At 73.8% G+C, this 26500-nt stretch carries 4 protein-coding genes and 1 pseudogene; all 5 read left to right on the top strand.

What is annotated here, in order from left to right; genetic code table 11:
* A partial coding sequence (locus ACFWZ5_RS34705; protein WP_384891730.1) for a type I polyketide synthase occupies positions 1-2952 on the top strand: 2952 nt, incomplete at its 5' end.
* Between the two features lie 33 nt (positions 2953-2985).
* The gene (locus ACFWZ5_RS34700) at positions 2986-13857 is read left to right on the top strand and encodes an SDR family NAD(P)-dependent oxidoreductase (protein ID WP_384791902.1); all 10872 of its coding nucleotides are present in this window, start codon (positions 2986-2988) and stop codon (positions 13855-13857) included.
* A gap of 98 nt (positions 13858-13955) precedes the next feature.
* Positions 13956-14891, top strand: coding sequence for a proline iminopeptidase-family hydrolase (locus ACFWZ5_RS34695; protein ID WP_384791845.1), 936 nt, complete (start codon positions 13956-13958; stop codon positions 14889-14891).
* Positions 14892-15003: 112 nt separating this feature from the next.
* Positions 15004-25119, top strand: a pseudogene (locus ACFWZ5_RS34690) (SDR family NAD(P)-dependent oxidoreductase); the annotation flags it as partial.
* A 71-nt stretch (positions 25120-25190) separates the two neighbouring features.
* Complete coding sequence (locus ACFWZ5_RS34685) at positions 25191-26429, top strand: cytochrome P450 (RefSeq protein WP_384806904.1); 1239 nt, start codon at positions 25191-25193, stop codon at positions 26427-26429.
* The last annotated feature ends 71 nt before the right edge of the window (positions 26430-26500 follow it).

Raw genomic sequence — 26500 nt, 5'->3', positions numbered from 1 at the left:
GAACCGGTCATCCGCCTGACCAAGGACGTGGCGTCGGCCGAGTACTGGGTGCGGCACGTGCGCGACGCGGTGCGCTTCGCCGACGACATCCAGCGCCTCCAGGACGAGGAGGTCACCCGGTTCCTGGAGATCGGCCCCGACGGAATCCTCGCGGGCATGACCCGGCAGACGGCACCGGACGCCACCACGGCGGCCGCCCTGCGCCGCGACCGGTCCGAGGTGACCAGCCTGTTCACCGCGGTCGGCCGGTTGTTCGTGTCGGGCGCGAGCGTCGACTGGGGTGCTGTGCTGGGCGGGCGTGGTGCTCGTCGTGTGGAGGTGCCGACGTATCCGTTCGAGCGTGAGTCGTTCTGGCTTGAGTCGGGGCGTGGCGTTGAGGTGTTCGGTCATCCGCTGCTGGATGGTGTGGTGGCCGTTGCTGGTGCGGATCAGGTCGTCTTGTCGGGGCGTCTGTCGGTGGGTTCGCAGGCGTGGTTGGCGGATCATGTGGTGGCGGGGGCGATCGTGTTTCCCGGTGCCGGTTTCGTGGAGTTGGTGGTGCGTGCCGGTGACGAGGTGGGGTGCGGTCGTGTCGAGGAGCTGACCATCGAGGCACCGCTGGTCCTCGCGGAGCGCGGCGCGACGGCGCTTCAAGTGGTCGTCGGGTCGGACGACGGGTCAGGATCCAGGCCGGTCGAGGTGTACGCGCGCAGCGACAGCGAGTCGTACCAGCCGTGGGTCCGCCATGCCGCGGGGCTGCTGACCACAGGGACCGGCGACGCCGGACAGGTCTCGGCGCAGTGGCCGCCGGCGGGAGCCGAACCGGTGGACACATCCGGGCTCTACGAGGGCTTGGCCCAGGCCGGAGTGGCCTACGGTCCCGTCTTCCAGGGGTTGAAGGCTGCTTGGCGGCGTGGTGACGAGGTCTTCGCCGAGGTCGAGGTGTCCGGGCAGGGGGTGGACCGGTTCGGTATTCATCCTGCGCTGCTTGACTCGGCTCTGCATGCGATTCCGTTGCTGTTGGCGGGGGATCGGGTGGTGTTGCCGTTCTCGTGGGCGGGTGTGGAGTTGCACGCCACGGGCGCCGGGGTCCTGCGGATCCGGGTGGTCTTGGCCGGTCAGGACCAGGTGTCGCTGGAGGCCGTGGACGGCGCGGGACAGCCGGTGCTGTCCGTCGGTTCACTGGCGTTGCGTGAGTTGTCGGAGCGGTCCCTCGCCCGGGTGGACTCGCTGTTCCAGGTGGACTGGACACCGACGGCCGCCAGCGGCGGTGAGCGCGCCGACATGACGGTGTGGCACGCCGGGAACGGCGAGGCACTGCCCACGCTGAACTCCCTCCTTGAAGCGCTCCAGACCGAGAGCGGCCCCCTGGCGGTCGTGACACGGGGAGCCGTGTCGGTCGACGGCGAGGACGTGACCGACCTGGCCGGTGCGGCCGTATGGGGCCTGGCGCGCAGCGCGCAGTCGGAGGAACCGGGTCGCCTCGTCCTGGTCGACCTGGACGGCACCGACGGCCGCGGCGACGCGGAGGTGCAGGCGGCAGTCGACCTTGCCCTGGCGACCGGGGAGCCGCAGGTGGCGGTCCGGGACGGCAAGTGCCACGTGCCGCGGCTGCGAGCGGCGTCGGTCGCGGAGTCCGAGCCGTCGTCGGTGTTCGGCGACGACACCGTGCTGGTGACTGGCGCGTCCGGAGCGCTGGGCGGCCTGGTCGCGCGGCACCTGGTGACGGAGCACGGCGTACGAAGGCTGCTGCTCGCTAGTCGCCGGGGGAAGGACGCGCCGGGTGCGGCCGAGCTGGTGGCGGAGCTGACCGGCGCGGGTGCCGAAGTAGAAGTAGCCGCGTGTGACGTCGCCGACCGCGAGGCCCTGGCCCAGCTGCTGGAGGGCCGCTCGCTCAGCGGTGTCGTACACGCGGCAGGCGTACTGGACGACGGCGTGATCGCCTCGTTGACTCCGGAGCGCCTGGCGAAGGTGTGGGCGCCCAAGGCGCAGGCCGCGCTGCATCTGCACGAGCTGACGCGCGACATGGACCTGACCGCCTTCGTGATGTTCTCCTCGGTCGCCGGAGTCCTCGGCGGCCCGGGTCAGGGCAACTACGCGGCGGCCAACGCCTTCCTCGACGGCCTTGCCGCGCACCGCCGGGCCCAGGGCCTGTCGGCGCAGTCCCTGGCCTGGGGTCTGTGGGCCACCGACGCGGGCATGGGCGGTGAGCTGGTCGACGGCGACCGCGAGCGGATCAGCCGCGTGGGCATGACGGGCCTCGCACCCGACCAGGGCCTTGAACTCTTCGACGTGGCGGGCGCCCTGGCCACGCCCGTCCTCGTCCCCATGAACCTGGACATCAGGGGACTGGAGGCCGGTGACGTCCCGCCGCTCCTGCGCGGTCTCGTACGCGGCTCCACGCGGCGCGTGGCCTCGGCCGGACACGACGGCGGGGCGGACGCCCTGCGCCAGCGCCTTGCCCCGCTCACCGCCGGCGAACGGCACGACGAGCTCCTGACGCTCGTACGCAGCCACGCGGCCGCCGTCCTCGGCCATGGCGGACCGGAGTCGGTCGAGCCGGAGCGGGCCTTCAAGGACCTCGGGTTCGACTCGCTGGGCGCGGTGGAGTTCCGCAACAACCTCAACGCCGCCACCGGCCTCCGCCTGCCGCCCACCCTGATCTTCGACTACCCCAACGCCCGGGTCCTGACCGAGCACCTGGTCGCGGAAGTGGCACCGGAAGCCGGTGACGGCGGCGCGGCCGACCAGGAGGAGAGCATCCGCCGCCTGCTCCAGTCGATCCCGCTCACCCGGCTGCGCGACGTGGGGGTGATGGACACCCTGCTCGAACTCGCCGGTGCCGCCCCGGCCACGGACGCACCCGAGCCGGAGCAGGACGCGATCGACGACATCGACGAGATGGACGCCGAAGCGCTGATCAGCATGGCCCTGCAAGACACCGATCTCGATGACGCCGCGCGAAACGCCTGAGGAATGACGATGCCGGACACCGACCAGAAACTCGTGGCGGCGCTGCGTGCGTCGCTCAAAGAGACCGAGAGCCTCCGCGCGCGCAACCGCGCCCTGCAAGCCGCCTCCACCGAGCCGATCGCGATCGTCGCGATGAGCTGCCGCTACCCCGGCGTACGCTCGCCCGAAGAGCTGTGGCGGCTCGTCGACGACGGGGTGGACGCCATTTCGTGGTTCCCCACCAACCGGGGCTGGGACGAGGCGGCCATCTACGACCCCGAGCCCGGCAAGCCCGGCAAGACGTACACGCGCGAAGGCGGGTTCCTCTACGACGCGGCCGAGTTCGACCCCGGATTCTTCGGGATCGCCCCGAACGAGGCGCTCATCATGGACCCGCAGCAGCGGCTGCTCCTCGAAGCGTCGTGGGACGTCCTGGAGCGCGCGGGCATCGACCCGACGACGCTCAAGGGCAGCGCCACCGGTGTGTTCGCCGGGATGATGTACCACGACTACACCTTCAACAGCAGCACCGGCGCCATCGCCTCGGGCCGCGTCGCCTACACCCTCGGTCTGGAGGGCCCGGCGGTCACCGTCGACACCGCCTGCTCCTCCTCCCTGATCGCGCTGCACCAGGCGGTCCAGGCGCTGCGCTCCGGCGAGTGCACGCTCGCCCTCGCGGGCGGCGTCACGGTCATGGCCACGCCCGAGACCTTGATCGAGATGAGCCACCAGCGCGGCCTCTCCCCGGACGGCCGGTGCAGGTCGTACGCGGCCGCCGCGGACGGCACCGGCTGGAGCGAAGGCGTGGGCATGCTGCTCGTCGAGCGGCTCTCGGACGCCCGGCGCAACGGCCACCCCGTCCTCGCGGTGGTACGCGGCATGGCCACCAACCAGGACGGCGCCAGCAATGGCCTCACCGCTCCCAACGGCCCCGCCCAACAGCGGGTGATCCGCCAGGCCCTGGCCAACGCCCGCCTGTCCGCCGACCAGATCGACCTGGTCGAGGGCCACGGCACCGGCACCACCCTCGGCGACCCTATCGAGGCCCAGGCCCTGCTCGCCACGTACGGCCAGGACCGTTCCGCCGACCAACCCCTGTGGCTCGGCTCCATCAAGTCGAACATCGGCCACAGCCAGGCCGCGGCCGGCGTGGCGGGGATCATCAAGATGGTGCAGGCGATGCGGCACGGCGTGATGCCGCGGACCTTGCACGTGGATGAGCCGACGCCACAGGTGGACTGGGAGGCGGGCGCCGTCCAGCTGCTCACCGAGGCGCGGGAGTGGCCGCGGGGCGAGCGTCCGCGGCGTGCGGCCGTGTCGTCCTTCGGGATCAGCGGCACCAACGCCCACGTCATCATCGAGGAAGCGCCGCCGGTCGAGGAAGAGCCGGTGGAGCGACGGGAGTTGCCGGTCGTTCCGCTGGTGGTGTCGGCCCGGACGCGGACGGCCCTCGACGCCCAGATCGACCGGTACACGTCCCTCGGCCTGGGTGGGCTGGATGTGGCGTACTCGGCGGCGACGGGCCGGGCCGCCCTGGAACATCGTGCGGTCCTGGTCGGGTCCGAGACCGTTGTCGGTTCGGTGACCGAGGGCAAGCAGGCGTTCCTGTTCACCGGCCAGGGGAGCCAACGCCTTGGCATGGGGCGGGAGTTGTACGAGACGTTCCCCGTCTTCGCGGCCGCGTTCGACGAGGTGTGCGGGGCGCTGGAGCTGCCGCTGAAGGACGTGGTCTGGGGCGACGAGGAGGCCCTGGGACGTACGGAGTTCACGCAGCCCGCGATTTTCGCGCTGGAAGTGGCGTTGTTCCGGCTGGTGGAGTCGTGGGGTGTCAGGCCGGACTTCCTGGCCGGGCATTCGATCGGGGAGTTGGCTGCCGCGCATGTGGCGGGGGTGCTGAGTCTTGAGGACGCGGCCCGGCTGATTGCGGCGAGGGGGCGTCTGATGCAGGCCCTGCCGTCGGGTGGGGCGATGGTGGCGATCCAGGCCACCGAGGACGAGGTTGCTCCGCTGCTCACCGGCGAGGTGGGCCTGGCCGCCGTCAACGGGCCTTCGGCGGTGGTGGTGTCGGGTGCCGAGGACGCCGTGCAGGCGGTTGTGGACCGCTTCGGCGACCGCAAGACCCGTCGCCTCACTGTCTCGCACGCGTTCCACTCGCCGTTGATGGACCCGATGCTCGCGGAGTTCCGCAAGGTCGCCGAGTCCGTCACCTATCACCAGCCGAGCATCCGCTTCCCGAAGGACGTGGCCTCTGCCGAGTACTGGGTGCGGCATGTGCGCGACGCGGTGCGGTTCGCCGATGACGTACGTCGTCTCCAGGACGAGGGCGTGACCCGGTTCCTGGAGATCGGCCCCGACGGCGTACTGACGGCGATGGTGCGGCAGATCGACGAGGGCGCGGCGGCGGCCCACACGCTGCGCCGTGACCGGTCCGAGGTGGCGAGCCTGTTCACGGGCGTGGGCCGGTTGTTCGTGTCGGGCGCGAGCGTCGACTGGGGTGCTGTGCTGGGCGGGCGTGGTGCTCGTCGTGTGGAGGTGCCGACGTATCCGTTCGAGCGTGAGTCGTTCTGGCTTGAGTCGGGGCGTGGCGTGGAGGTGTTCGGTCATCCGCTGCTGGATGGTGTGGTGGCCGTCGCGGGTGCGGACCAGGTCGTCCTGTCAGGTCGCCTTTCGGTGGGTTCGCAGGCGTGGTTGGCGGATCATGTGGTGGCGGGGGCGATCGTGTTTCCCGGTGCCGGTTTCGTCGAGTTGGTGGTGCGTGCCGGTGATGAGGTGGGGTGCGGTCGTGTCGAGGAGCTGACCATCGAGGCACCGCTGGTCCTGGACCGGCGTGCGGCCACGGTCGTCCAGGTGGTGGTCGGCACGGACGACGGGTCGGGGCGTCGATCCGTCGAGGTGTACGCGAGCGTCGAGAACGACCTGTATCAGTCCTGGGTGCGCCATGCGACCGGAACCCTGGCCGCGGGCAATGGCGCCGGGGCCGGTGCCGGGGACGGCTTCGGAGAGCTGGCGCAGTGGCCGCCGGCCGGTGCCGAACCGGTCGGCCTGGACGGCTATTACGACATCCTCGGCGAAGCGGGCCTTGCCTACGGTCCCGTCTTCCAGGGGTTGAAGCCTGCTTGGCGGCGTGGTGAGGAGGTCTTCGCCGAGGTCGAGGTGTCCGGGCAGGGGGTGGACCGGTTCGGTATTCATCCTGCGCTGCTTGACTCGGCTCTGCATGCGATTCCGTTGTTGCTGGCGGGGGATCGGGTGGTGTTGCCGTTCTCGTGGGCGGGTGTGGAGTTGCACGCCACGGGGGCAGGCACGATGCGGATCCGGGTGGTCTCGGCGGGCCAGGATCAGGTGTCGCTGGAGGCCGTGGACGGCGCGGGACAGCCGGTGCTGTCCGTGGGCTCGCTGGCGTTGCGTGAGTTGTCGGAGCGGTCGCTTGCGCGGGTGGACTCGCTGTTCCAGGTGGACTGGACGCCGACGGCCACCGGCGGCGACGCGGCCGTCCCGGCCGGAAGCGCGGTCACGGATGCCACGGTGTGGCGTGCCGACGGCGCCGAGGTGCTGTCTACCCTGAACTCCCTCCTTGAAGCCCTCCAGACCGAGAGCCGCCGCCTGGTGGTCGTGACGCGGGGCGCGGTGTCGGTCGACGGTGAGGACGTGACCGATCTGGCCGGTGCGGCGGTGTGGGGTCTCGTCCGCAGTGCGCAGTCGGAGGAGCCGGGCCGGTTCTTCCTGCTCGACCTGGACGACGACACCGCCGACGAACAGGAGGCTGTGGCAAGGGCATTGGCCACCGGGGAGCCGCAGGTGGCGCTCCGGGGCGACACGGCCTATGTGCCCCGGCTGCGAGCGGTGGTATCGGCTGCGGAGTCGGAGTCGGTGCCGTCGTCGGTGTTCGGCGACAGCGTGCTGGTCACCGGTGCGTCGGGTGCGCTGGGCGGTCTGGTCGCGCGGCATCTGGTGACGGAGCACGGCGTACGGCGGCTGCTGCTCACCAGCCGCCGGGGGATGGACGCTCCCGGCGCGGCCGAGCTGGTGGAGGAGCTGACCGGCGCGGGTGCCGAAGTAGAAGTAGCCGCGTGTGACGTGGCCGACCGCGAGGCACTGGCTGGGCTGCTGGCAGGGCGCTCGCTGAGCGGTGTCGTGCATGCGGCGGGCGTACTGGACGACGGCGTGATCGCCTCGCTGACTCCGGAGCGCCTGGAGAGGGTGTGGGCCCCCAAGGCGCTCGCCGCGCTGCATCTGCACGAGCTGACGCGCGACATGGACCTGACCGCCTTCGTGATGTTCTCGTCCGCCGCTGGCGTCTTCGGCGGCCCGGGCCAGGGCAACTACGCGGCGGCCAACGCCTTCCTCGACGGCCTTGCCGCGCACCGCCGGGCCCAAGGGCTCCCGGCGCAGTCCCTGGCCTGGGGACTGTGGGCCACCGACGCGGGCATGGGCGGGGAGCTCGTCGAGGGCGAACGGCAGCGGCTGAGCCGGGCCGGTGTGGTGGGGCTTTCGCCCAGCCAGGGCCTTGAGCTGTTCGACGTGGCGGGCGCGCGGCCCACACCGGTCCTCGTCCCCATGAACCTGGACGCCGGAGCCCTGCAAGGCGAGGACGTACCGCCGCTGCTGCGCGGTCTCGTACGCGGCTCCACGCGGCGCGTGGCGTCGACGGAACGCGGGGGCGGGGCGGACGCCCTGCGCCGGCGGCTCGCCGCCCTGTCGGCGGGGGAGCGGTACGGGGAGCTGCTGACGCTCGTACGCAGCAACGCGGCGGCCATCCTCGGGCACGGCGGCCCGGAGTCGGTGGAACCGGATCGGGCCTTCAAGGACCTCGGGTTCGACTCGCTGGGCGCGGTGGAGTTCCGTAACACGCTGAACGCCGTCACCGGCCTCCGGCTGCCGCCCACCCTGATGTTCGACTACCCCAACGCGCGGGTCCTGGCCGAGCACCTGGCCGCGGAAGTGGCACCCGAGCCCGTGGGGCAGCGGGCCTCGATCGCGGAGACGGACGACCGTGCCCCGGCGGCCGCCGCCGACGAGCCGATCGCGATCGTCGCGATGAGCTGCCGCTACCCGGGCGCGGCTTCCCCCGAGGACCTGTGGCGGCTCGTCGCGGACGGCGTGGACGCCGTCTCGTGGTTCCCGACCGACCGTGGCTGGGACGAGGCGGGGATCTACGACCCCGAGCCCGGAAAGCTCGGCAAGACGTACACGCGTGAGGGCGGATTCCTCTACGACGCGGCCGAGTTCGACCCCGGATTCTTCGGGATCGCCCCGAACGAGGCCCTGGTCATCGACCCGCAGCAGCGGCTGCTGCTTGAGGCGTCGTGGGAGGTCCTTGAGCGCGCCGGGATCGACCCGTCGTCGCTGAAGGGCAGCGCGACCGGTGTCTTCGCCGGGATGATGTACCACGACTACACCTACAACAGCAGCACCGGCGCCATCGCGTCGGGCCGGGTGTCCTACACCCTGGGCCTCGAAGGCCCGGCGGTCACCGTCGACACCGCCTGCTCCTCCTCGCTCGTCGCGCTGCACCAGGCGGTCCAGGCGCTGCGCTCCGGCGAGTGCACGCTCGCCCTCGCGGGCGGCGTCACGGTCATGGCCACGCCCGAAACGCTCATCGAGTTCAGCCGCCAGCGCGGTCTGGCGGCCGACGGCCGGTGCAAGTCCTTCGCCACGGCGGCGGACGGCACCGGCTGGGGTGAGGGCGTGGGGATGCTGCTCGTCGAGCGGCTGTCCGACGCCCGGCGCAACGGCCACCCCGTGCTCGCGGTGGTACGCGGCATGGCGATCAACCAGGACGGCGCCAGCAATGGCCTGACCGCTCCCAACGGTCCCGCCCAACAGCGGGTGATCCGCCAGGCGTTGGCCAACGCCAGGCTGTCCGCCGACCAGATCGACCTGGTCGAGGGCCACGGCACCGGCACCACGCTCGGCGACCCCATCGAGGCGCAGGCCCTGCTCGCCACGTACGGGCAGGAGCGCCTGGAGGACCGCCCGCTGTGGCTCGGCTCGATCAAGTCGAACATCGGTCACACGCAGGCCGCCGCCGGTGTGGCGGGGATCATCAAGATGGTGCAGGCGCTGCGCCATGGTGTGATGCCGCGGACGCTGCATGTGGATGAGCCGTCGTCGCAGGTGGACTGGGAGGCGGGAGACGTCCGGCTCCTCACGGAGGCGCGGGAGTGGCCGGAGGCGGACGGTCCGCGGCGCGCGGCCGTGTCGTCCTTCGGGATCAGCGGCACCAACGCCCACGTCATCATCGAAGAGGCGCCTCCCGTCGAGGACGGCACACCGGCGGCCGAGGCCGAGGCGCCGCCGGCCGCCACCGAGGCCGGGCCCGTGCTCTGGCCCTTGTCCGCCAGGACCCCCGAGGCGCTGCGCGCTCAGGCGGAACGGCTCCGCGCCCACCTGGAGGACCGGCCCGACGCGGGGGTCGCCGACGTGGCGCTGTCGCTGGCGACCGGACGGGCCGTGCTCGAACACCGAGCGGTGGTCGTCGGCGACGACCGCCCCGGCCTCCTCGCGGGCCTCGCCGCGCTGACCGACGGCACGCAGTCGCCGTCCCTGGTGACCGGCGAACGGCACGAGGGCAAGCTGGCGTTCCTGTTCACCGGGCAGGGGAGCCAACGCCTGGGCATGGGGCGGGAGTTGTACGAGACGTTCCCGGCCTTCGCGGCGGCGTTCGACGAGGTGTGCGCCGAGCTGGATGTGCAGCTCGATGTGCAGCTCGATATGCGTGACGTCATGTGGGGTGATGCGGAGGCGCTGAACCGTACGGAGTTCACGCAGCCCGCCGTGTTCGCCCTCGAAGTGGCGTTGTTCCGGCTTGTCGAGAGCTGGGGGATCAAGCCGGACTTCCTGGCCGGGCATTCGATCGGGGAGTTGGCGGCCGCGCAGGTGGCGGGCGTGCTGAGTCTTGAGGACGCGGCGCGGCTGGTGGTGGCGCGCGGGCAGTTGATGCAGGCGCTGCCCTCGGGTGGGGCCATGGTGGCGATCCAGGCCACCGAGGACGAGGTCGCCCCGCTGCTCACCGGTGAGGTGGGCCTGGCCGCCGTCAACGGGCCGACGTCCGTGGTCGTCTCCGGCGCGGAGGACGCCGTCCTGGCGGTCGTCGCGCACTTCGGTGACCGCAAGACCAACCGCCTCACCGTCTCGCACGCGTTCCACTCGCCGTTGATGGACCCGATGCTCGCGGAGTTCCGCGAGATCGCCGAGTCCATCACCTATCACCGGCCGACCATGCGCCTCCCGAAGGATGTGGCGTCGGCCGACTACTGGGTGCGGCACGTGCGCGACGCGGTGCGGTTCGCCGATGACGTACGCCGCCTCCAGGACGAAGGCGTGACGCGGTTCCTGGAGATCGGCCCCGACGGCGTACTGACGGCCATGGCCCGGCAGACGGCACCGGACGCCACCACGGCGGCCGCCCTGCGCCGCGACCGGCCCGAGGCCACCACTGTGCTGACCGCGATCGCCCAGCTGCACGTCACCGGCGTCGCCCCCGACTGGACGGCCCTGCTCGCCGACCGGGGAGCCCGCCGAGTCGACCTGCCCACCTACCCCTTCCAGCGCAAGCGCTACTGGCTGGCGGGGCCGATGACCGGGGACGGCGGGAACGCGGCGTCCATGGGGCTCGCCGCGCTCGAACACCCGCTGCTCAGCGCCGAGATCGCGGTGCCGGGCTCGGACGCCGTCGTGTTCGCGGGACGCCTGTCGGCGGACACCCACCCCTGGCTGGCCGACCACGCCGTACTCGGCGCGACGCTGCTGCCCGGGACGGCCTTCGTCGAACTGGCCGTACGCGCCGGTGAGCAGCTCGGCTGCCGCGTCCTCGACGAGCTGACGCTGCACGCGCCGCTCGCCCTGCCCGACGCGGGCGGCACCCGGCTGCGCGTCACGGTCGACGCACCCGCCGACGACACGGGCCGACGCCCCCTCACCCTGCACTCGCGCGCCGAGAACGCCGATGACGACGCGGCCTGGACCCTGCACGCGCAGGGCCTGCTCGCGCCCGAAGAGCCGGGCGCGACCGCGTCCTTCGACCTGACGCAGTGGCCACCGCCCGAGACGGCACGGATCGCCACCGACGGCGCGTACGAGCGCTTCGGGGCACTCGGCTACCTCTACGGCCCGGCCTTCCAAGGGCTCAAGGCGGCCTGGCGGGTCGGCGACGAGCTGTTCGCCGAAGTGGCGCTCGACGACACGGCCGGTGCCGAGACCTTCCTGCTGCACCCGGCGCTGCTGGACTCCGCCCTGCACGCGTCGATGCTGGGCTCGGCCGACGCGCCCGGCGAGGACGGTGACGAGGGCGTGACGGCGCTGCCGTTCGCCTGGAAGGGCGTCCGGCTGTACGCCTCCGGCACCACGGCCGCGCGCGTCCGGCTCGCCCCCAAGGAAGGCGGGGAGCTGGAGATCCACGTCGCCGACGCCCAGGGACGCCCCGTCGCGTCCGTGGATTCGCTGATCACCAGGGAGGTCTCGGCCGACCAGCTCGCGTCGGCGCACACGGGGCCCGGCGACTTCCTCTTCCACCTCGCGTGGACGCCCGCCGCCGGACAGGCTCCGGCGCCTGCCGACGGGGCCGACTGGACCGTCGTCGCCGACCTCGCGGAACTGGCCGACCCCGTGCCCGCGACCGTCGCGCTGACCCTCCCCGACGGCACGGACGACATCGCCGCCGACGTCAGGACGGCCACCGGCCACACCCTCCGGGCCCTCCAGGCCTGGCTCGCCGACGAGCGGTTCGCCGACCGCAGGCTCATGGTCGTCACGCGCGACGACCAGGTGGCGCACGCCGCCGTCTGGGGCCTGGTCCGCGCCGCCCGCGCCGAGGACCCCGCGCGCTTCGCGCTGCTCGGCACGGACGGCGACCACCCCGACGCGCTCGCCCGGGCCGTCGCGCACGGCGAGCCCGAACTGCGGATCATCGACGGCGACCTCTGGGTGCCCCGACTGCAGCGCACCCCGGCGACGGCGGAACGGGAGTCGCCCTGGGGCCGGACGGGAACGGTCCTGGTCACCGGCGGCACGGGCGGCCTCGGCGCGCTCGTCACCCGCCACCTGATCGTCGAGCACGGCGTCCGCGACGTACTCCTGACCAGCCGCCGCGGCACGGACGCACCGGGCGCCGCCGCCTTCCAGGAGGAGCTGACCGGCCTCGGCGCGACCGTCGAGATCGCGTCCTGCGACGTCGCGGACCGGGACGCCGTGCGGCGGCTGCTCGCCGACCGCTCCCTGAGCGCCGTGGTGCACACGGCCGGGGTGCTCGCCGACAGCAGCATCGCCAACCTGACGCCGGAGCGGCTCGACCAGGTGCTGCGCCCCAAGGTGGACGGCGCGCTCCACCTGGACGAGCTCACCCGCGGCCACGACCTCGACGCCTTCGTGCTGTTCTCGTCGGCGGCGGGCGTGTCCGGCGCGCCCGGCCAGGGCAACTACGCCGCCGCCAACACCTTCCTCGACGCGCTCGCCGAGCGGCGCCGCGCCGAAGGGCTGCCCGGACAGTCCCTCGCCTGGGGGCTGTGGGGCACCGGCGGCATGGCGGCGGACCTGAGCGAGGCCGACCTGCTGCGGCTGCGCCGCCACGGCACGATCGCGCTGACGGCGGACGACGGACTCGCGCTGTTCGACACCGCGACCGCCCGCGACGAGCCGGTCCTCCTGCCGATGGGCCTCGACCTCAAGGCGCTGCGCGCCGCGGGCGCCGGCGGACTGCCCCCGCTGCTGCACGCGCTGATCCCGCCCACCCGCGGCAGCGCGGCGCCCGGCGGCGCGGGCACCGACCCGCAGGCACTGCGGCGCGACCTGGCGGCACTGCCCCCGGAGCGGCGCGAGGACACCCTGCGCGAGCTGGTCCTGACGTACGCCGCCACCCTGCTCGGGCACGACGGTCCCGACGCGGTCGACCCCGACCGCGACTTCCTGGAGTCCGGGTTCGACTCGCTGTCCGCGATGGAGCTGCGGACCGCCCTGAACGCCGCCACCGGCCTGACCCTGCCCACCATGGCGGTGTTCGACAGCAAGAGCCCGTCCGGCCTGGCCCGACTCGTCGCCGACGAGCTGAACTCCGGACTCTCCGCCGCCACCCCGTCCGCCGAGCCGCCGACGGAGGACGACGAGACCGTCACCGAGCTGTTCCGGCAGGCGGTCCGCACCGGCGACTCCTCGGGCGCGCTGAAGCTGATGTCGGCCGTCGCCGCGCTGCGGCCCCGGTTCACCGCGCCGGACGACCTCGACCGTGTGCCGCGAGCCGTGCAGCTGGCCGACGGCCCCGGCCGCCCCCGGCTCATCTGCCTCGCCACCCCCATGGCGGCCGGCGGTGTGCACCAGCACGCCCGCCTCGGCGCCGAGTTCCGGGGCCTGCGGCACGTGTCCGCGCTGCCCCTGCCCGGCTTCCAGCGGGGCGAGCCGCTGCCCGGCTCCGTCGACGCGCTGACCCAGGTCCTGGGCGAGGCCGTCCTCGAGGCGGCCGAGGGCGAGCCGTTCGCGCTGCTCGGCTACTCCTCCGGCGGCCTCATCGGCCACCTCCTCGCCCGCCACCTGGAGGAGCGGGTGGGGACCCCGCCCGCCGGGCTGGTCCTCATCGACACCTTCCGCGTCGAGGACACGGCGATGGACGTCGGGTTCGGCCGTCTCATCGGCGAGGTCATGGGGCAGGAGTCGACCTTCGGCCGCTACGACGCGGCCCGCCTCTCGGCGATGCCGCACTACTTCGAGGTGCTCGAAGGCTTCGCCCCCGTGCCGCTGGCCGTGCCCACCCTGTTCGTCCAGGCGGCCGAGCCGTTCGTGACACCGCCGCAGGGAGTCGACCCGGCCGAGATGCTGGCCCGGCCGTGGGATCCCGGGCACACCGTGCGCACCGTCGAAGGCCACCACTTCACGCTCGGCATGGAGCACGCCCCGGCGACGGCCCGAGCCATCGAGGAGTGGCTGGTGGCGCCCGACTGAGCCGCGACCGGCACCAGGGATCCCCCGGAGATGTGCACGCCGCGCGCGGGGGACGCGGCACCGCTGTGAGAACGACCCGAACTTAGGTGGTTTGAGAAATGGCGTCCACGCCCACGGCCAAGGGAACCGTTCCCTTCCGGGAGTACGAGACCTGGTACCGCGTCACCGGACAGCGGGGAACGGGCCGCCCGGCCCTCGTCGTCGTCCACGGCGGCCCCGGCTCCACGCACGACTATCTGATCGGCCTCTCCGCGTTCGCCGAGCGCGGCTGGACCGTCGTGCACTACGACCAGCTCGGCAACGGCGGCTCCACCCACCTGCCCGACGCCGACCCGGGCTTCTGGACCCCCGAGCTGTTCCGGGACGAGCTGGAGAACCTGCTGCGCGAGCTCGACGTCGCCGACGACTACGTCCTGTTCGGGCAGTCGTGGGGCGGGATGCTGTCCGCCTGGCACGCCTCGGAGAGGCCCGCGGGACTGCGCGGCCTCGTCATCGCCAACTCCCCGGCGTCCTACCGGCTCTGGCGGTCCGAGATGGACGTGCTGCGCGCCCAGCTGCCGCCCGGCGTCGACGAGACGCTGCGCCGCCACGAGGCCGCGGGCACCACCGACAGCGACGAGTACCTGGAAGCGATGCTCGTGTTCTACGCCCGGCACGTCTGCCGCGTCGACCCCTGGCCCAACGAGCTCATGGCCTCGTACATGGAGGCCGCCACCGACCCGACGGTCTACCGCACCATGAACGGCCCGAGCGAGTTCCACGTCATCGGCAGCCTGCGCGACTGGTCGGTGATCGACCACCTGCCCCGCATCGACGTGCCGACGCTCGTCCTCTCGGGCCGGCACGACGAGGCGACGCCGGTCACGGTGCGCCCCTTCCAGGAACTCATCCCGGGCGCCCGCTGGGAGATCCTCGAGAACTCCAGCCACTCCCCGCACTTCGAGGAGCCGGAGCGCTTCTACGAAGTGCTCGGCGCATTCCTTGACTCGGTCGGCGCGATCGGCGCGCGGACCACGACGGTGAGCGGAGGCTGAGACGACGGTGGATGCCAAGGTCGAGGAGATCGTCGAAGCCCTGCGCGGCTCCCTCATCGAGAACGAGCGGCTGCGCCAGGACAACGAGAGCCTGCGCGCGGCCGCTGACGCGGCCGCCGAACCCGTGGCCGTCATCGGCATGGCCTGCCGCTTCCCCGGCGGCGTCGACTCCCCGGAGTCCCTGTGGGCGCTGGTCGACGAGGGCCGTGACGCCATCGGCCCGTTCCCCGACGACCGCGGCTGGGACCTGAGCGCCCTGTACGACCCCGAGCCCGGCAAGCCCGGCAGGACCTACGTGCGGCACGGCGGATTCCTGTACGACGCGGCCCGGTTCGACCCCGAGTTCTTCGGGATCAGCCCGCGCGAGGCCCTCACCATGGACCCCCAGCAGCGGCTGCTCCTGGAGATCACCTGGGAGGCGATGGAGCGCGCCGGGGTCGACCCGGCGTCGCTGCGCGGCAGCCGCACCGGCGTCTTCGCCGGCGCCATGTACCACGACTACGGCCTCACCAGCAGCGACGGCAGCCTGGTCTCCGGGCGCGTCGCCTACACCCTCGGCCTGGAGGGCCCGGCCGTCACCGTCGACACGGCCTGCTCGTCGTCGCTCGTCGCGCTCCAGTGGGCGAGCCAGGCCCTGCGCTCGGGGGAGTGCTCCCTGGCGCTCGCCGGGGGCGTCAGCGTCATGGCGACGCCCGAGACGTTCATCGAGTTCAGCGAGCAGCGCGGGCTCTCGCCCGACGGCCGCTGCCGCTCCTTCGCCGCGTCCGCCGACGGCACGGGCTGGAGCGAGGGCGCGGGCGTCCTGCTCCTGGAGAAGCTGTCCGACGCCCGCCGCAACGGACACCCGGTCCTCGCCGTCGTCCGCGGAACGGCCGTCAACCAGGACGGGGCGTCCAACGGCTTCACCGCGCCCAACGGCCCCTCGCAGCGCCGCGTGATCCAGCAGGCGCTCACCGCGGCCGGTCTTGCGCCCGCCGACGTCGACGCCCTGGAGGGCCACGGCACCGCCACCTCGCTCGGCGACCCCATCGAGGCCCAGGCGCTGCTCGCCACGTACGGACAGGGCCGCGAGGAGCCCCTGTGGCTGGGATCGGTCAAGTCGAACATCGGGCACGCCCAGGCCGCCGCCGGCGTCGCGGGCGTCATCAAGATGGTCGAGGCGATCCGGCACGGTACGCTGCCGCGGACCCTGCACGTCGACGAGGCCTCGCCGCAGGTGGACTGGGACGCGGGGAACGTGCGTCTGCTCACCGAGGCCAAGCCGTGGCCCGACACCGGCAGGCCGCGCCGCGCCGCGATCTCCTCGTTCGGCGTCAGCGGCACCAACGCCCACGTGATCATCGAGCAGGCCGATCCCGAGCCCAGGACCGAGCCCGCCGCGCCGCGCCCGACGCCGGGCGCCCCCGTGCCGCTGCCCCTGTCGGCACGGACCGGGCCCGCCCTGCGCGCCCAGGCCCGACAGCTCGCCGACCACCTGCGCGCCACCCCCGGCCTCGACCCCGTCGACCTCGGCCACTCCCTCGCCACCACCCGGGCCGCGCTCACCCACCGCGCCGTCGTCGTCGGCGCCGACCGCGAGGAAGTCCTCGCCGGACTGGACGCGTTGGCGGACACCGCCCCGCTCGCCCCCGCCGCGCGGACGACCGGCCTGACCGCCTTCCTGTTCACCGGGCAGGGGAGCCAGCGCCTCGGCATGGGCCGCGAGCTGTACGCGGCGTTCCCCGCGTTCGCGGACGCCTTCGACGAGGTGTGCGGGGCGCTCGACCCCGCGGTGCGCGAGGTGATCTGGACGGACGAGGAGGCGCTGCACCGTACCGAGTTCACCCAGCCCGCGCTCTTCGCCGTGCAGGTGGCGCTGTACCGGCTCTGGGAATCCTGGGGCGTACGGCCGGACTTCGTGGCCGGTCACTCGATCGGCGAGCTGGCCGCCGCCCACGTCGCCGGGGTGTTCTCCCTGGCGGACGCCGCCGCGCTGATCACGGCGCGCGGGCGCCTGATGGGCGCGCTGCCGCCCGGCGGCGCCATGGTGGCCGTCGAGGCCACCGAGGACGAGGTCGCCCCGCTGCTGGGAGCGGGCGTCGACATCGCCGCCGTCAACAGCCCGAACTCCGTGGTGCTCTCCGGCACCGAGGACGCCGTCACCGCCGCGGTGGCACGCCTCGCCGGGCGCAGGACGAACCGCCTGAAGGTCTCGCACGCCTTCCACTCGCCGCTGATGGACCCGATGCTCGACGACTTCCGCCGGGTCGCGGAGTCCGTGACGTACGCCGAACCCCGGGTGCCGGTCGTCGCGGCGGGCGACGTGACGGACGCGGACCGCTGGGTGCGCCAGGTGCGGGAGGCCGTACGGTTCTCCGACATCGTGACCCGCCTGGAGGCCGAGGGCGTCACCCGCTACGTGGAGCTCGGCCCCGACGGCGTCCTCACCGCCATGGCTCGCCAGTCCCTCACCACCAGCGCCGACACCGCCGTACTCGTCCCGTCGCTGCGCCGCCGCGACCCCGAGCCCGCCGCCGCCCTCACCGCCCTCGGCCGCCTGCACGCCGCGGGCCTCGGCGTCGACTGGGCGGGCGTGTTCGACGGGCGCGGCGCCCGCCGGGTCGACCTGCCCACCTACCCCTTCCAGCGCGCCCGCTACTGGCTCGACAAGCGCGGCCTGGGCGGCGACGTCACCTCCGCCGGACTCGAAACGACCGACCACCCGCTGCTCGGCGCGATGGTGCGGCTGCCCGGCGCCGACGGCGTGGTGTTCACCGGCCGGCTTTCCACCGGAGCCCACCCCTGGCTGTCCGACCACACCGTGGCCGGGTCCGTCCTGCTGCCCGGCACCGCCTATGTGGACCTGGCCGTGCGGGCGGGGGACCAGGTGGGCTGCCGCCGCATCGAGGACCTCGTCCTCGGCGTGCCGCTGATCCTGCCCGAGCACGGCGGCGTCCACATCCAGGTCGCCGTCGAGGCCCCCGACGCCACCGGGCGCCGCCCGGTCGCCGTGTACTCCCGCGCCGACGACGCCCCGCTCGACCGGGAGTGGATCCAGCACGCCGAAGGCACCCTGGCCCCCGACGCCGGTGAACCGGCCGCAGGACTCACCGCGTGGCCGCCGCGCGACGCCGAACCCCTCGCGGCCGAAGGGCTCTACGAGCGGCTCACGTACGGGCCGACCTTCCACGGCCTGCGCTCGGCGTGGCGGCGCGGCGACGACCTGTTCGCCGAGATCAGCCTCCCCGAGGGCGTGGACGCGGGGCACTTCGGCCTCCACCCCGCCCTGCTGGACGCGGCGCTGCACGCCCTGGACCTGACCGCGCAGGACGCCACCGTGCTCCCGTTCTCGTGGTCGGACGTCACCCTGCACGCCGAGGGCGCCACCGCCGCGCGGGTCCACTTGCGGGTACGCGGGGACGACTCCGTCGCGGTGGAGCTCGCCGACGTCATGGGCCGCCCCGTCGCGTCGGTCGGCTCCGTGACGCTGCGCCCGGTCACCGCCGACGCCCTGGCATCGGCCCGGATCCCGGACGCCCTGTTCCGCGTCGAGTGGGTGCCGCCGACGGGCGGACGCTCCCCGGCCGGGAGCGCCCAGCCGGTCGTCCACCACTGCCCGCCGACCACCGGCGACACGCCGTCCGCGGTACGCGAGGTGACGGCCGGCGCCCTGGCCGCCGTCCAGGCCGCGCTGCGCGACGACACCACCCTCGTCGTCGTCACCCGCGGCGCCACCGACGGCACCGACCTCGGTCACGCCGCCGTCCACGGGCTCGTACGCGCCGCCGAGAGCGAGAACCCCGGCCGCTTCGTCCTGGTGGACAGCGACGACAGCGACGACAGCGACGACAGCGACGGCGCCGTCGACCCGGGGGCCCTCGTGGCCCACGGCGAGCCCGAACTGCGCGTCCGCGGCGGCGAGGTGCGGGTGCCGCGCCTCGCCCGGGTACCGGCCGGGCCGGGAGCCCCAGCGGCCGGAGCCCCTGCGGCCGACGCCGAAGCCTCCCCCCAGGACGCCGAAGGTCCCGCTCAGAACACCGAAGCCCCCGTCTGGGACACCGAGCGCACCGTCCTGATCACCGGCGGCACCGGCGCCCTCGGCGCCGCCGTCGCCCGCCACCTCGTCACCCGGCACGGGGTGCGGCACCTGCTCCTGACCGGCCGCAAGGGCCCGAACGCGCCGGGCGCCGCCGAACTCGCTGCGGAACTCGCCGAGTCGGGCGCCGAGGTCGAGGTCGCCGCCTGCGACGCGGCGGACCGCGACGCCCTGGCCGCCCTGCTCGAAGGCCGCACCGTCGGCGGCGTCGTGCACGCGGCGGGCGTCCTCGACGACGGCGTACTCACCTCGCTGACGCCCGAGCGGATCGACCGGGTCCTGCGCCCGAAGGCGGACGCCGCCTGGCATCTGCACGAGCTCACCCGCGACATGGACCTGACGGCGTTCGTCCTCTTCTCGTCCGTCGCCGGTGTCATCGGCGCCCCCGGACAGGGCAACTACGGCGCCGCCAACGCCTTCCTCGACGCCCTCGCCCACCACCGCCACGCACACGGCCTGCCCGCGCTCGCGCTGGCCTGGGGTCCGTGGGCCGGGGGCGGCATGGCGGACGGCCTCGACCACGGCGGCCTGCGCACCCTGGCACCGGCGGAGGGCCTCGCGCTGCTCGACGCCGCCGCCGGGGTCCCCGGGCCCGCGCTGGTGCCCGTCCGCTTCGACGCCGGGGCCTTCGACACGCCCCCGCCCCTGCTGCGGGACGTCGTGCGCGCGACCCGGCCCCGGCGCGCCCCGGACACCACCGCGTCCGCGACCGACGACCTGCTGCGGCGCCTGGCCGGGCTCGCCGACGAGGAGCGCGCCGCCGAACTCCTCGGCATCGTCCGCTCCCAGGCCGCCGCCGTCCTGCGCCACGCGGGCGCCGACGCCGTCGACCCCGACCGGGCCTTCCGCGACCTCGGGTTCGACTCCCTCAGCGCGATCGAACTGCGCAACCTCCTCGGCGCCGTCACCGGACTGCGCCTCTCCGCCACCCTCGTCTTCGACTACCCGACCCCCACCGACCTGGCACAGCACCTCCTGGAGGAGCTGTCCGGCGCCGTCGGCGATACGGCGGTCGCCGCCACCACCACCCCGGCGGACGACGAACCGATCGCCATCGTCGCGATGGCGTGCCGCTACCCGGGCGGCGTGGACTCGCCCGAGGCCCTGTGGCGCCTCGTCGACGAGGGCGTCGACGCCGTCTCGGAGTTCCCCGCCGACCGCGGCTGGGACGTCGACGCCGTCTACGACCCCGAGCCGGGCAAGCCCGGCAAGAGCTATGTGCGCGAGGGCGGCTTCCTGCACGACGCGGCCCGGTTCGACGCCGACTTCTTCGGCATCAGCCCGCGCGAGGCCCGCGAGATGGACCCCCAGCAGCGACTGCTCCTCGAAGTGTCGTGGGAGGCGCTGGAGCGGGCCGGGATCGTCCCCACCACGCTGAAGGGCAGCGCGACCGGCGTGTTCGCGGGCGTCATGTACCACGACTACGCCGGCGGCAGCGGCGGCGGCAGCCTGGTCTCGGGCCGGGTGGCGTACACCCTCGGCCTGGAGGGGCCCGCCGTGACCGTCGACACGGCCTGCTCGTCGTCCCTGGTGGCCCTGCACTGGGCGGCGCAGGCGCTGCGCTCCGGCGAGTGCTCCCTCGCCCTCGTCGGCGGCGTGACCGTCATGGGGACGCCGCAGACGTTCATCGACTTCAGCGCGCAGCGCGGCCTGGCCGCCGACGGCCGCTGCAAGTCGTTCTCGTCCACCACCGACGGCACGGCGTGGGGCGAGGGCGCCGGAATCCTGGTCGTCGAGCGGCTCTCGGAGGCGCGGCGCAACGGCCACCCGGTCCTCGCGGTGGTGCGGGGCAGCGCCCTGAACCAGGACGGCGCGAGCAACGGGCTCACGGCGCCCAACGGCCCCTCGCAGCAGCGCGTGATCCGGCAGGCCCTCGCGAACGCGGGCCTGAAGGCCGCGGACGTGGACGCGGTCGAGGCGCACGGCACCGGGACGACGCTCGGCGACCCGATCGAGGCGCAGGCGCTGCTCGCCACGTACGGCCAGGGCCGCCCCGAAGGACGGCCGCTGCACCTCGGGTCGATCAAGTCGAACCTGGGGCACACCCAGGCGGCCGCCGGCGTGGCGGGGATCATCAAGATGGTGCAGGCCATGCGGCACGCCACGCTGCCCAGGACCCTCCACGTCGACGAGCCGACGCACCAGGTCGACTGGGAGGCGGGCGACGTCCGACTCCTCACGGAAGCCCTGGAGTGGCCGAGCGGCGACGGGCGTCCGCGCCGCGCGGGCGTGTCCTCGTTCGGCATCAGCGGCACCAACGCGCACGTCATCGTCGAGGAGGCCCCGCCGCTCGACGCGGAGCCCGAGGAGCGCCGCGAGCTGCCGGTCGTGCCGATCGCCGTCTCGGCCCGGACGCCCTCGGCGCTGCGGGCACAGATCGAGCAGATCGGCGCGCTCGCCGCCGAAGGCGACCCGCTCGACGTGGCGTACTCGACCGCCACCGGCCGCGCCGCCCTCGAACACCGCGCGGTACTGCTCGGACCGGAGACGATCACCGATGCGGTCGGCGACGGCAAGCTGGCGTTCCTGTTCACCGGACAGGGCAGTCAACGGCTGGGCATGGGGCGGGAGTTGTACGAGACGTTCCCGGCCTTCGCGGCGGCGTTCGACGAGGTGTGCGCCGAGCTCGATGTGCGGCTCGATGTGCGTGAGGTCATGTGGGGTGATGAGGAGGCCCTGAACCGTACGGAGTTCACGCAGCCCGCGATCTTCGCGCTCGAAGTGGCGTTGTTCCGGCTGGTGGAGTCGTGGGGTGTCAGGCCGGACTTCCTGGCCGGGCATTCGATCGGGGAGTTGGCTGCCGCGCATGTGGCCGGGGTGCTGAGTCTGGAGGACGCGGCCCGGCTGATTGCGGCGCGGGGGCGTCTGATGCAGGCCCTGCCGTCGGGTGGGGCGATGGTGGCGATCCAGGCCACCGAGGAAGAGGTCACCCCGCTGCTCACCGACGAGGTGGGCCTGGCCGCCGTCAACGGGCCGTCCTCGGTGGTGGTGTCGGGTGCGGAGGACGCCGTCCTGGCGGTCGTCGGGCACTTCGGTGACCGTAAGACCAACCGCCTCACCGTTTCGCACGCGTTCCACTCGCCGTTGATGGACCCGATGCTCGCGGAGTTCCGCAAGGTCGCCGAGTCCGTCACTTATCGGGAACCGGTCATCCGCCTGACCAAGGACGTGGCGTCGGCCGAGTACTGGGTGCGGCACGTGCGCGACGCGGTGCGGTTCGCCGATGACGTACGCCGTCTTGAGGACGAAGGCGTGACCCGGTTCCTGGAGATCGGCCCGGGCGGCACCCTCACCGCCCTGACGCGGCAGCTCGTGGAGGGCGTCACGGCCGCCACGCTGCGCCGCGACCGCCCCGAGCCGGAGAGCCTGTTCGCCGCGGCCGGGCGGCTGTACGCGTGCGGCGTGCCGGTGGACTGGAGCGCCGTACTCGCCGGGCGCGGCGCCCGCCGCGTCGACCTGCCCACCTACCCCTTCCAGCGCAAGCCGTACTGGCTGATCGAGCAGCGGGGTGCCGCCGCCGGGCTCGACGCGGTGGAGCACCCGCTGCTGACCGCGATGGTCGCGCTGCCGGACACCGGCGGTGCCGTGTTCACCGGCAGGCTCGCCCTCGACGCACAGCCCTGGCTCGCCGACCACGACGTGCTCGGCACCGTGCTGCTGCCCGGCACCGGCCTGGTCGAACTCGCGGTGCGCGCCGCCGACCAGATGGGGTACGGGACGGTCGACGAGCTGACCCTGGAGGCGCCGCTGACCATCCCCGACCAGGGCGGGGTCGCCGTCCGGGTCGTGGTCGGCGGCCCGGACGACGCCGACGCGCGCACCGTCGAGATCTACTCGTCCGCCGACGACGAGACCTGGATCCGCAACGCGACCGGCGCCCTCGTCCCCACGGCCGGTGAACCGCCGTCCGGCCTGACCGCCTGGCCGCCGAGCGACGCGACGCCGATACCGGTGGCCGACGCCTACGAACGGCTGCTCGCCCGCGGGTACGACTACGGCCCGGTCTTCCAAGGGCTCAAGGCGGCCTGGCGGCGCGGCGACGACGAGGTGTTCGCCGAGGTGGCGCTGCCGGAGGAGGCGGAAGCGGCCCGGTTCGGCCTGCATCCGGCGCTCCTGGACGCGGCGATGCACGCCGGTCTCATCAAGGGCACCGCGGACGCGGGGGACGAGGACGACTCCGCGCCGGAACTGCCGTTCTCCTGGAGCGGCGTCACGCTCCACCGGGCCGGAGCCGCCGCGCTGCGCGTCCACCTGGCGCGCCAGGACGGCGACGACAGCACGCGGGTGCTGGTCGCCGACGAGACCGGAGCGCCCGTCCTCACCGTCGAGACCCTGGCCGCGCGGCCCGTCTCGGTCGAGCAGCTGCGGGCCGGCGGCGGCCACCGCGAGTCGCTGTTCACCCTCGACTGGACCAAGGCCGCCGCCGGACCCGCCCCCCAGGCCCCTCTTGAGGTGTACGAGGTCCCGCGGGCCGAGGGCGGCACGCCCGAGGCCGCCCGCGCCGTCGCCGACGAGGTCCTCGCACGGATCCAGGCGTGGCTCGCCGAGGACAACAAGGGCGACGGCAAGCTCGTGGTCGTCACCCGCCGTGCGGCGCCCGTCCCGGGCACCGACGTCGACCTGGTCCAGGCGCCGGTGTGGGGTCTGGTCCGGGCCGCGGCGGCGGAGAACCCCGGGCGGTTCGTCCTGCTCGACCTCGACGAGGAGGGCGACGTGCCGGAGCTCGTCGACGAGCCCGAGATCGCCGTCAGGGAGGGCGAGCTGCTCGTCCCCCGGCTCGCCCGCGTCCCCGCCGCGGCGGTCGACGCGGCGCACCGGCCCTGGGACCCCGCGGCCACGGTCCTCATCACGGGCGGAACCGGCGGCCTTGGCGCCCTGGTCGCCCGGCACCTGGTGACCGTGCACGGCGTCCGCGGTCTCGTCCTGACGAGCCGCCGCGGCGAGAGCGCGGCGGGCGCCGCGGAACTGCGCGCCGAACTGGCCGCCCACGGGGCTCGCGTCGCGATCGAGACGTGCGACGTGGCCGACCGTGCCTCACTGGCCGGGGTCCTCGACCGGCATCCGGTCGACGCGGTCGTGCACGCGGCCGGTGTCGTGGACAACGGCCTGGTCCGGGGGCTGACTCCGGAGCGCATGGCGACGGTCCTGCGGCCCAAGGTGGACGGGGCCTGGAACCTGCACGAGCTGACGGCCGACCGTGACCTGTCGGCGTTCGTGCTGTTCTCCTCGCTCGGCGGCCTCCTGCTGGCCGCGGGACAGGGCAACTACGCCGCCGCGAACGTGTTCCTCGACGCCCTCGCCCTGCACCGCCACCGGGCGGGCCTGCCGGTGACGTCGCTGGCGTTCGGGCTGTGGGAGGCCAAGAGCGGGCTCGGCGAGCTCGAGGAGGCGGACCTGCGCCGGCTGCGGCGCATGGGCCTGCCCGCCCTCTCGCAGGAGGAGGGCCTGGCGCTCCTGGACGACGCGCTGCGCACGGGGGAACCCGCGCTCGCGCCGTTCAGCCTGGACCCGGCTCCGCTGCGGGGGCGCGGCGCCGAGCGGGTGGCGGGGCCGCTGCGCGACCTGGTGCGCGGCCCGCGCCGCCGCACCGGCGGACCGGGACCGGTCGGCGGCGGGGACGATGGCGCGGAGCTGCGGCGCCGCCTCGCGGCCGCGGCCGACGACGCCGAACGCGAGGGCCTCCTCCTCGACTTGGTGCGGGCCCGCGTCGCCGCGGTGCTCGGGCACGACGACATCGACGCCGTGCGGCCCGACCGGGCCTACCAGGACCTCGGCTTCGACTCGCTCACCGCCGTGGAGCTGCGCGACGGCCTGCGCGCGTCGACCGGTCTCAAGCTGCCCGCCACGCTGGTCTTCGACCACCCGACGCCCGCCGCGACCGCCGACGAACTGCGCGCCCGGCTGACCGGCGACACGGCGGCCGCCGCCACGTCGCTCGAAGCGGAACTGGCCCGCCTGGAGACGGCGCTGGCCTCGGCGCGGCCGGACGCGGAGGCGTACGGCCGCGTCGCGGACCGGCTGCGCGCCCTGACCACCGGCTGGGTCGAGACCCACCGGCCGGACGAGACCGAACCGGCCGATCTGGACTCGCTCTCCGCCGACGAGCTGTTCGACGTCCTCGACGGCGAACTGGACACACGGTCCGCGCAGTAACGGCGCCGCGGACCGGACCGTCACCGACGTAACACCGAAGCACCACCGATGAATAAAGGGGGGGCCACCACATGGCCACCGAAGCGACCGACACGTACCAGCAGGCGGAGGACGCGCTGACCGCGCTCCTCATGCCGCCCCACCCCATTGACCCCTTCCCCCATTACGACACGCTGCGGTCGGTGAACCGGGTGCACAGCAGCACCGCCCTCGGTGTGTGGGCGCTGTCCGGGCACGCCGAGATCACCGAGTTCCTGAAGCGGCCCGACGTGCACAGCGGCGCCCGCATCGCCGCGCAGATGCGCCCCGACTGGGCCGACCACTCGTCCCTGCGCCTGTATCTGAACTCGATGGTCGCCCTCAACCAGCCCGACCACAGCCGGGTCCGCGTCCTGGCGAGCCGCGTCTTCACCCCCAACAGGATCAAGACGATGCAGCCCGCGGTGGAGCGGCTGACCCACGGCCTGATCGACGGCCTCGCCGAGCGGTCGGCCGGGGGCGGGACGGTGGACCTCGTCGACGCGCTGGCCACGCCCTTCCCGGTCGCCGTCATCTGCGAGGTGCTCGGCATGCCGTTCGCGGACGGCGAGCGCCTGTGGCAGCTGTCCGACGAGTGGTCCCAGGTCTTCGCCGGGATGTTCCCCGACGACGTCCTGGTCCGCGCCGACGCCGCGGCCGACGAACTGACCGCGTACTTCCGCGGCGAGATCGCGGCCCGGCGCGCCAAGCCGCGCGAGGACCTGTTCACCTCGCTCGTCCAGGAGGCCGACGGCGGCCGCCTCGACGACGAGGAGCTGATCGCGCTCGTCCTGTTCCTGTTCACCGCGGGCTTCTCGGCCACCACCAACCTCATCGCGGCCGGCATGGCCGCGCTCCTCGACCACCCCGACGAGCTGAAGCGCTGGCGGGAGGACAAGAGCATCACGACGCCGGCCGTCGAGGAGCTGCTGCGCTACAGCACCCACAACACCGCGTCGAGCAGGTTCACCACCGGGCCGGTCACCGTCGCGGGGACCGAGATCCCCGAGGGCGTCCTCGTCCTGTGTCTGCTCGCCGCCGCCAACCGCGACCCGGTGCGCTTCCCCGAGCCGCAGCGGCTTGTCCTGACCCGTGACGACGGCCCCCACCTGAGCCTCAGCGCCGGGGCCCACTACTGCTTCGGCGGCTCGCTCGCCCGCATGGAGGCCGCCGCGCTCTTCCCGGCGCTGATCGACACGTTCCCCGTGATCGAGCTGGCCGAGGAGCCCGAGCGCCGCGGCGTGATGGGCATCACCAGCTACGCCACGCTGCCTCTGTCCCTGCGCCGCTGAGCGGCGCCGCCGCACCGGAACGGAAGCACCGGAACGGAAGCACCGGAACGGAAGCGAGGAGAGGCCCCGCG

The organism is Streptomyces sp. NPDC059003 (assembly GCF_042740445.1).
Lineage (GTDB): Bacteria > Actinomycetota > Actinomycetes > Streptomycetales > Streptomycetaceae > Streptomyces.
Note: the sequence above shows the minus strand (reverse complement) of the source record. Positions and strands in the feature narration are given on the sequence as shown.

Excerpts from the sequence above, each read along its gene's own strand:
- ACFWZ5_RS34685 (WP_384806904.1), top strand. The coding sequence starts at position 25,191 with ATGGCCACCGAAGCGACCGACACGTACCAGCAGGCGGAGGACGCGCTG.
- ACFWZ5_RS34695 (WP_384791845.1), top strand. The coding sequence starts at position 13,956 with ATGGCGTCCACGCCCACGGCCAAGGGAACCGTTCCCTTCCGGGAGTAC.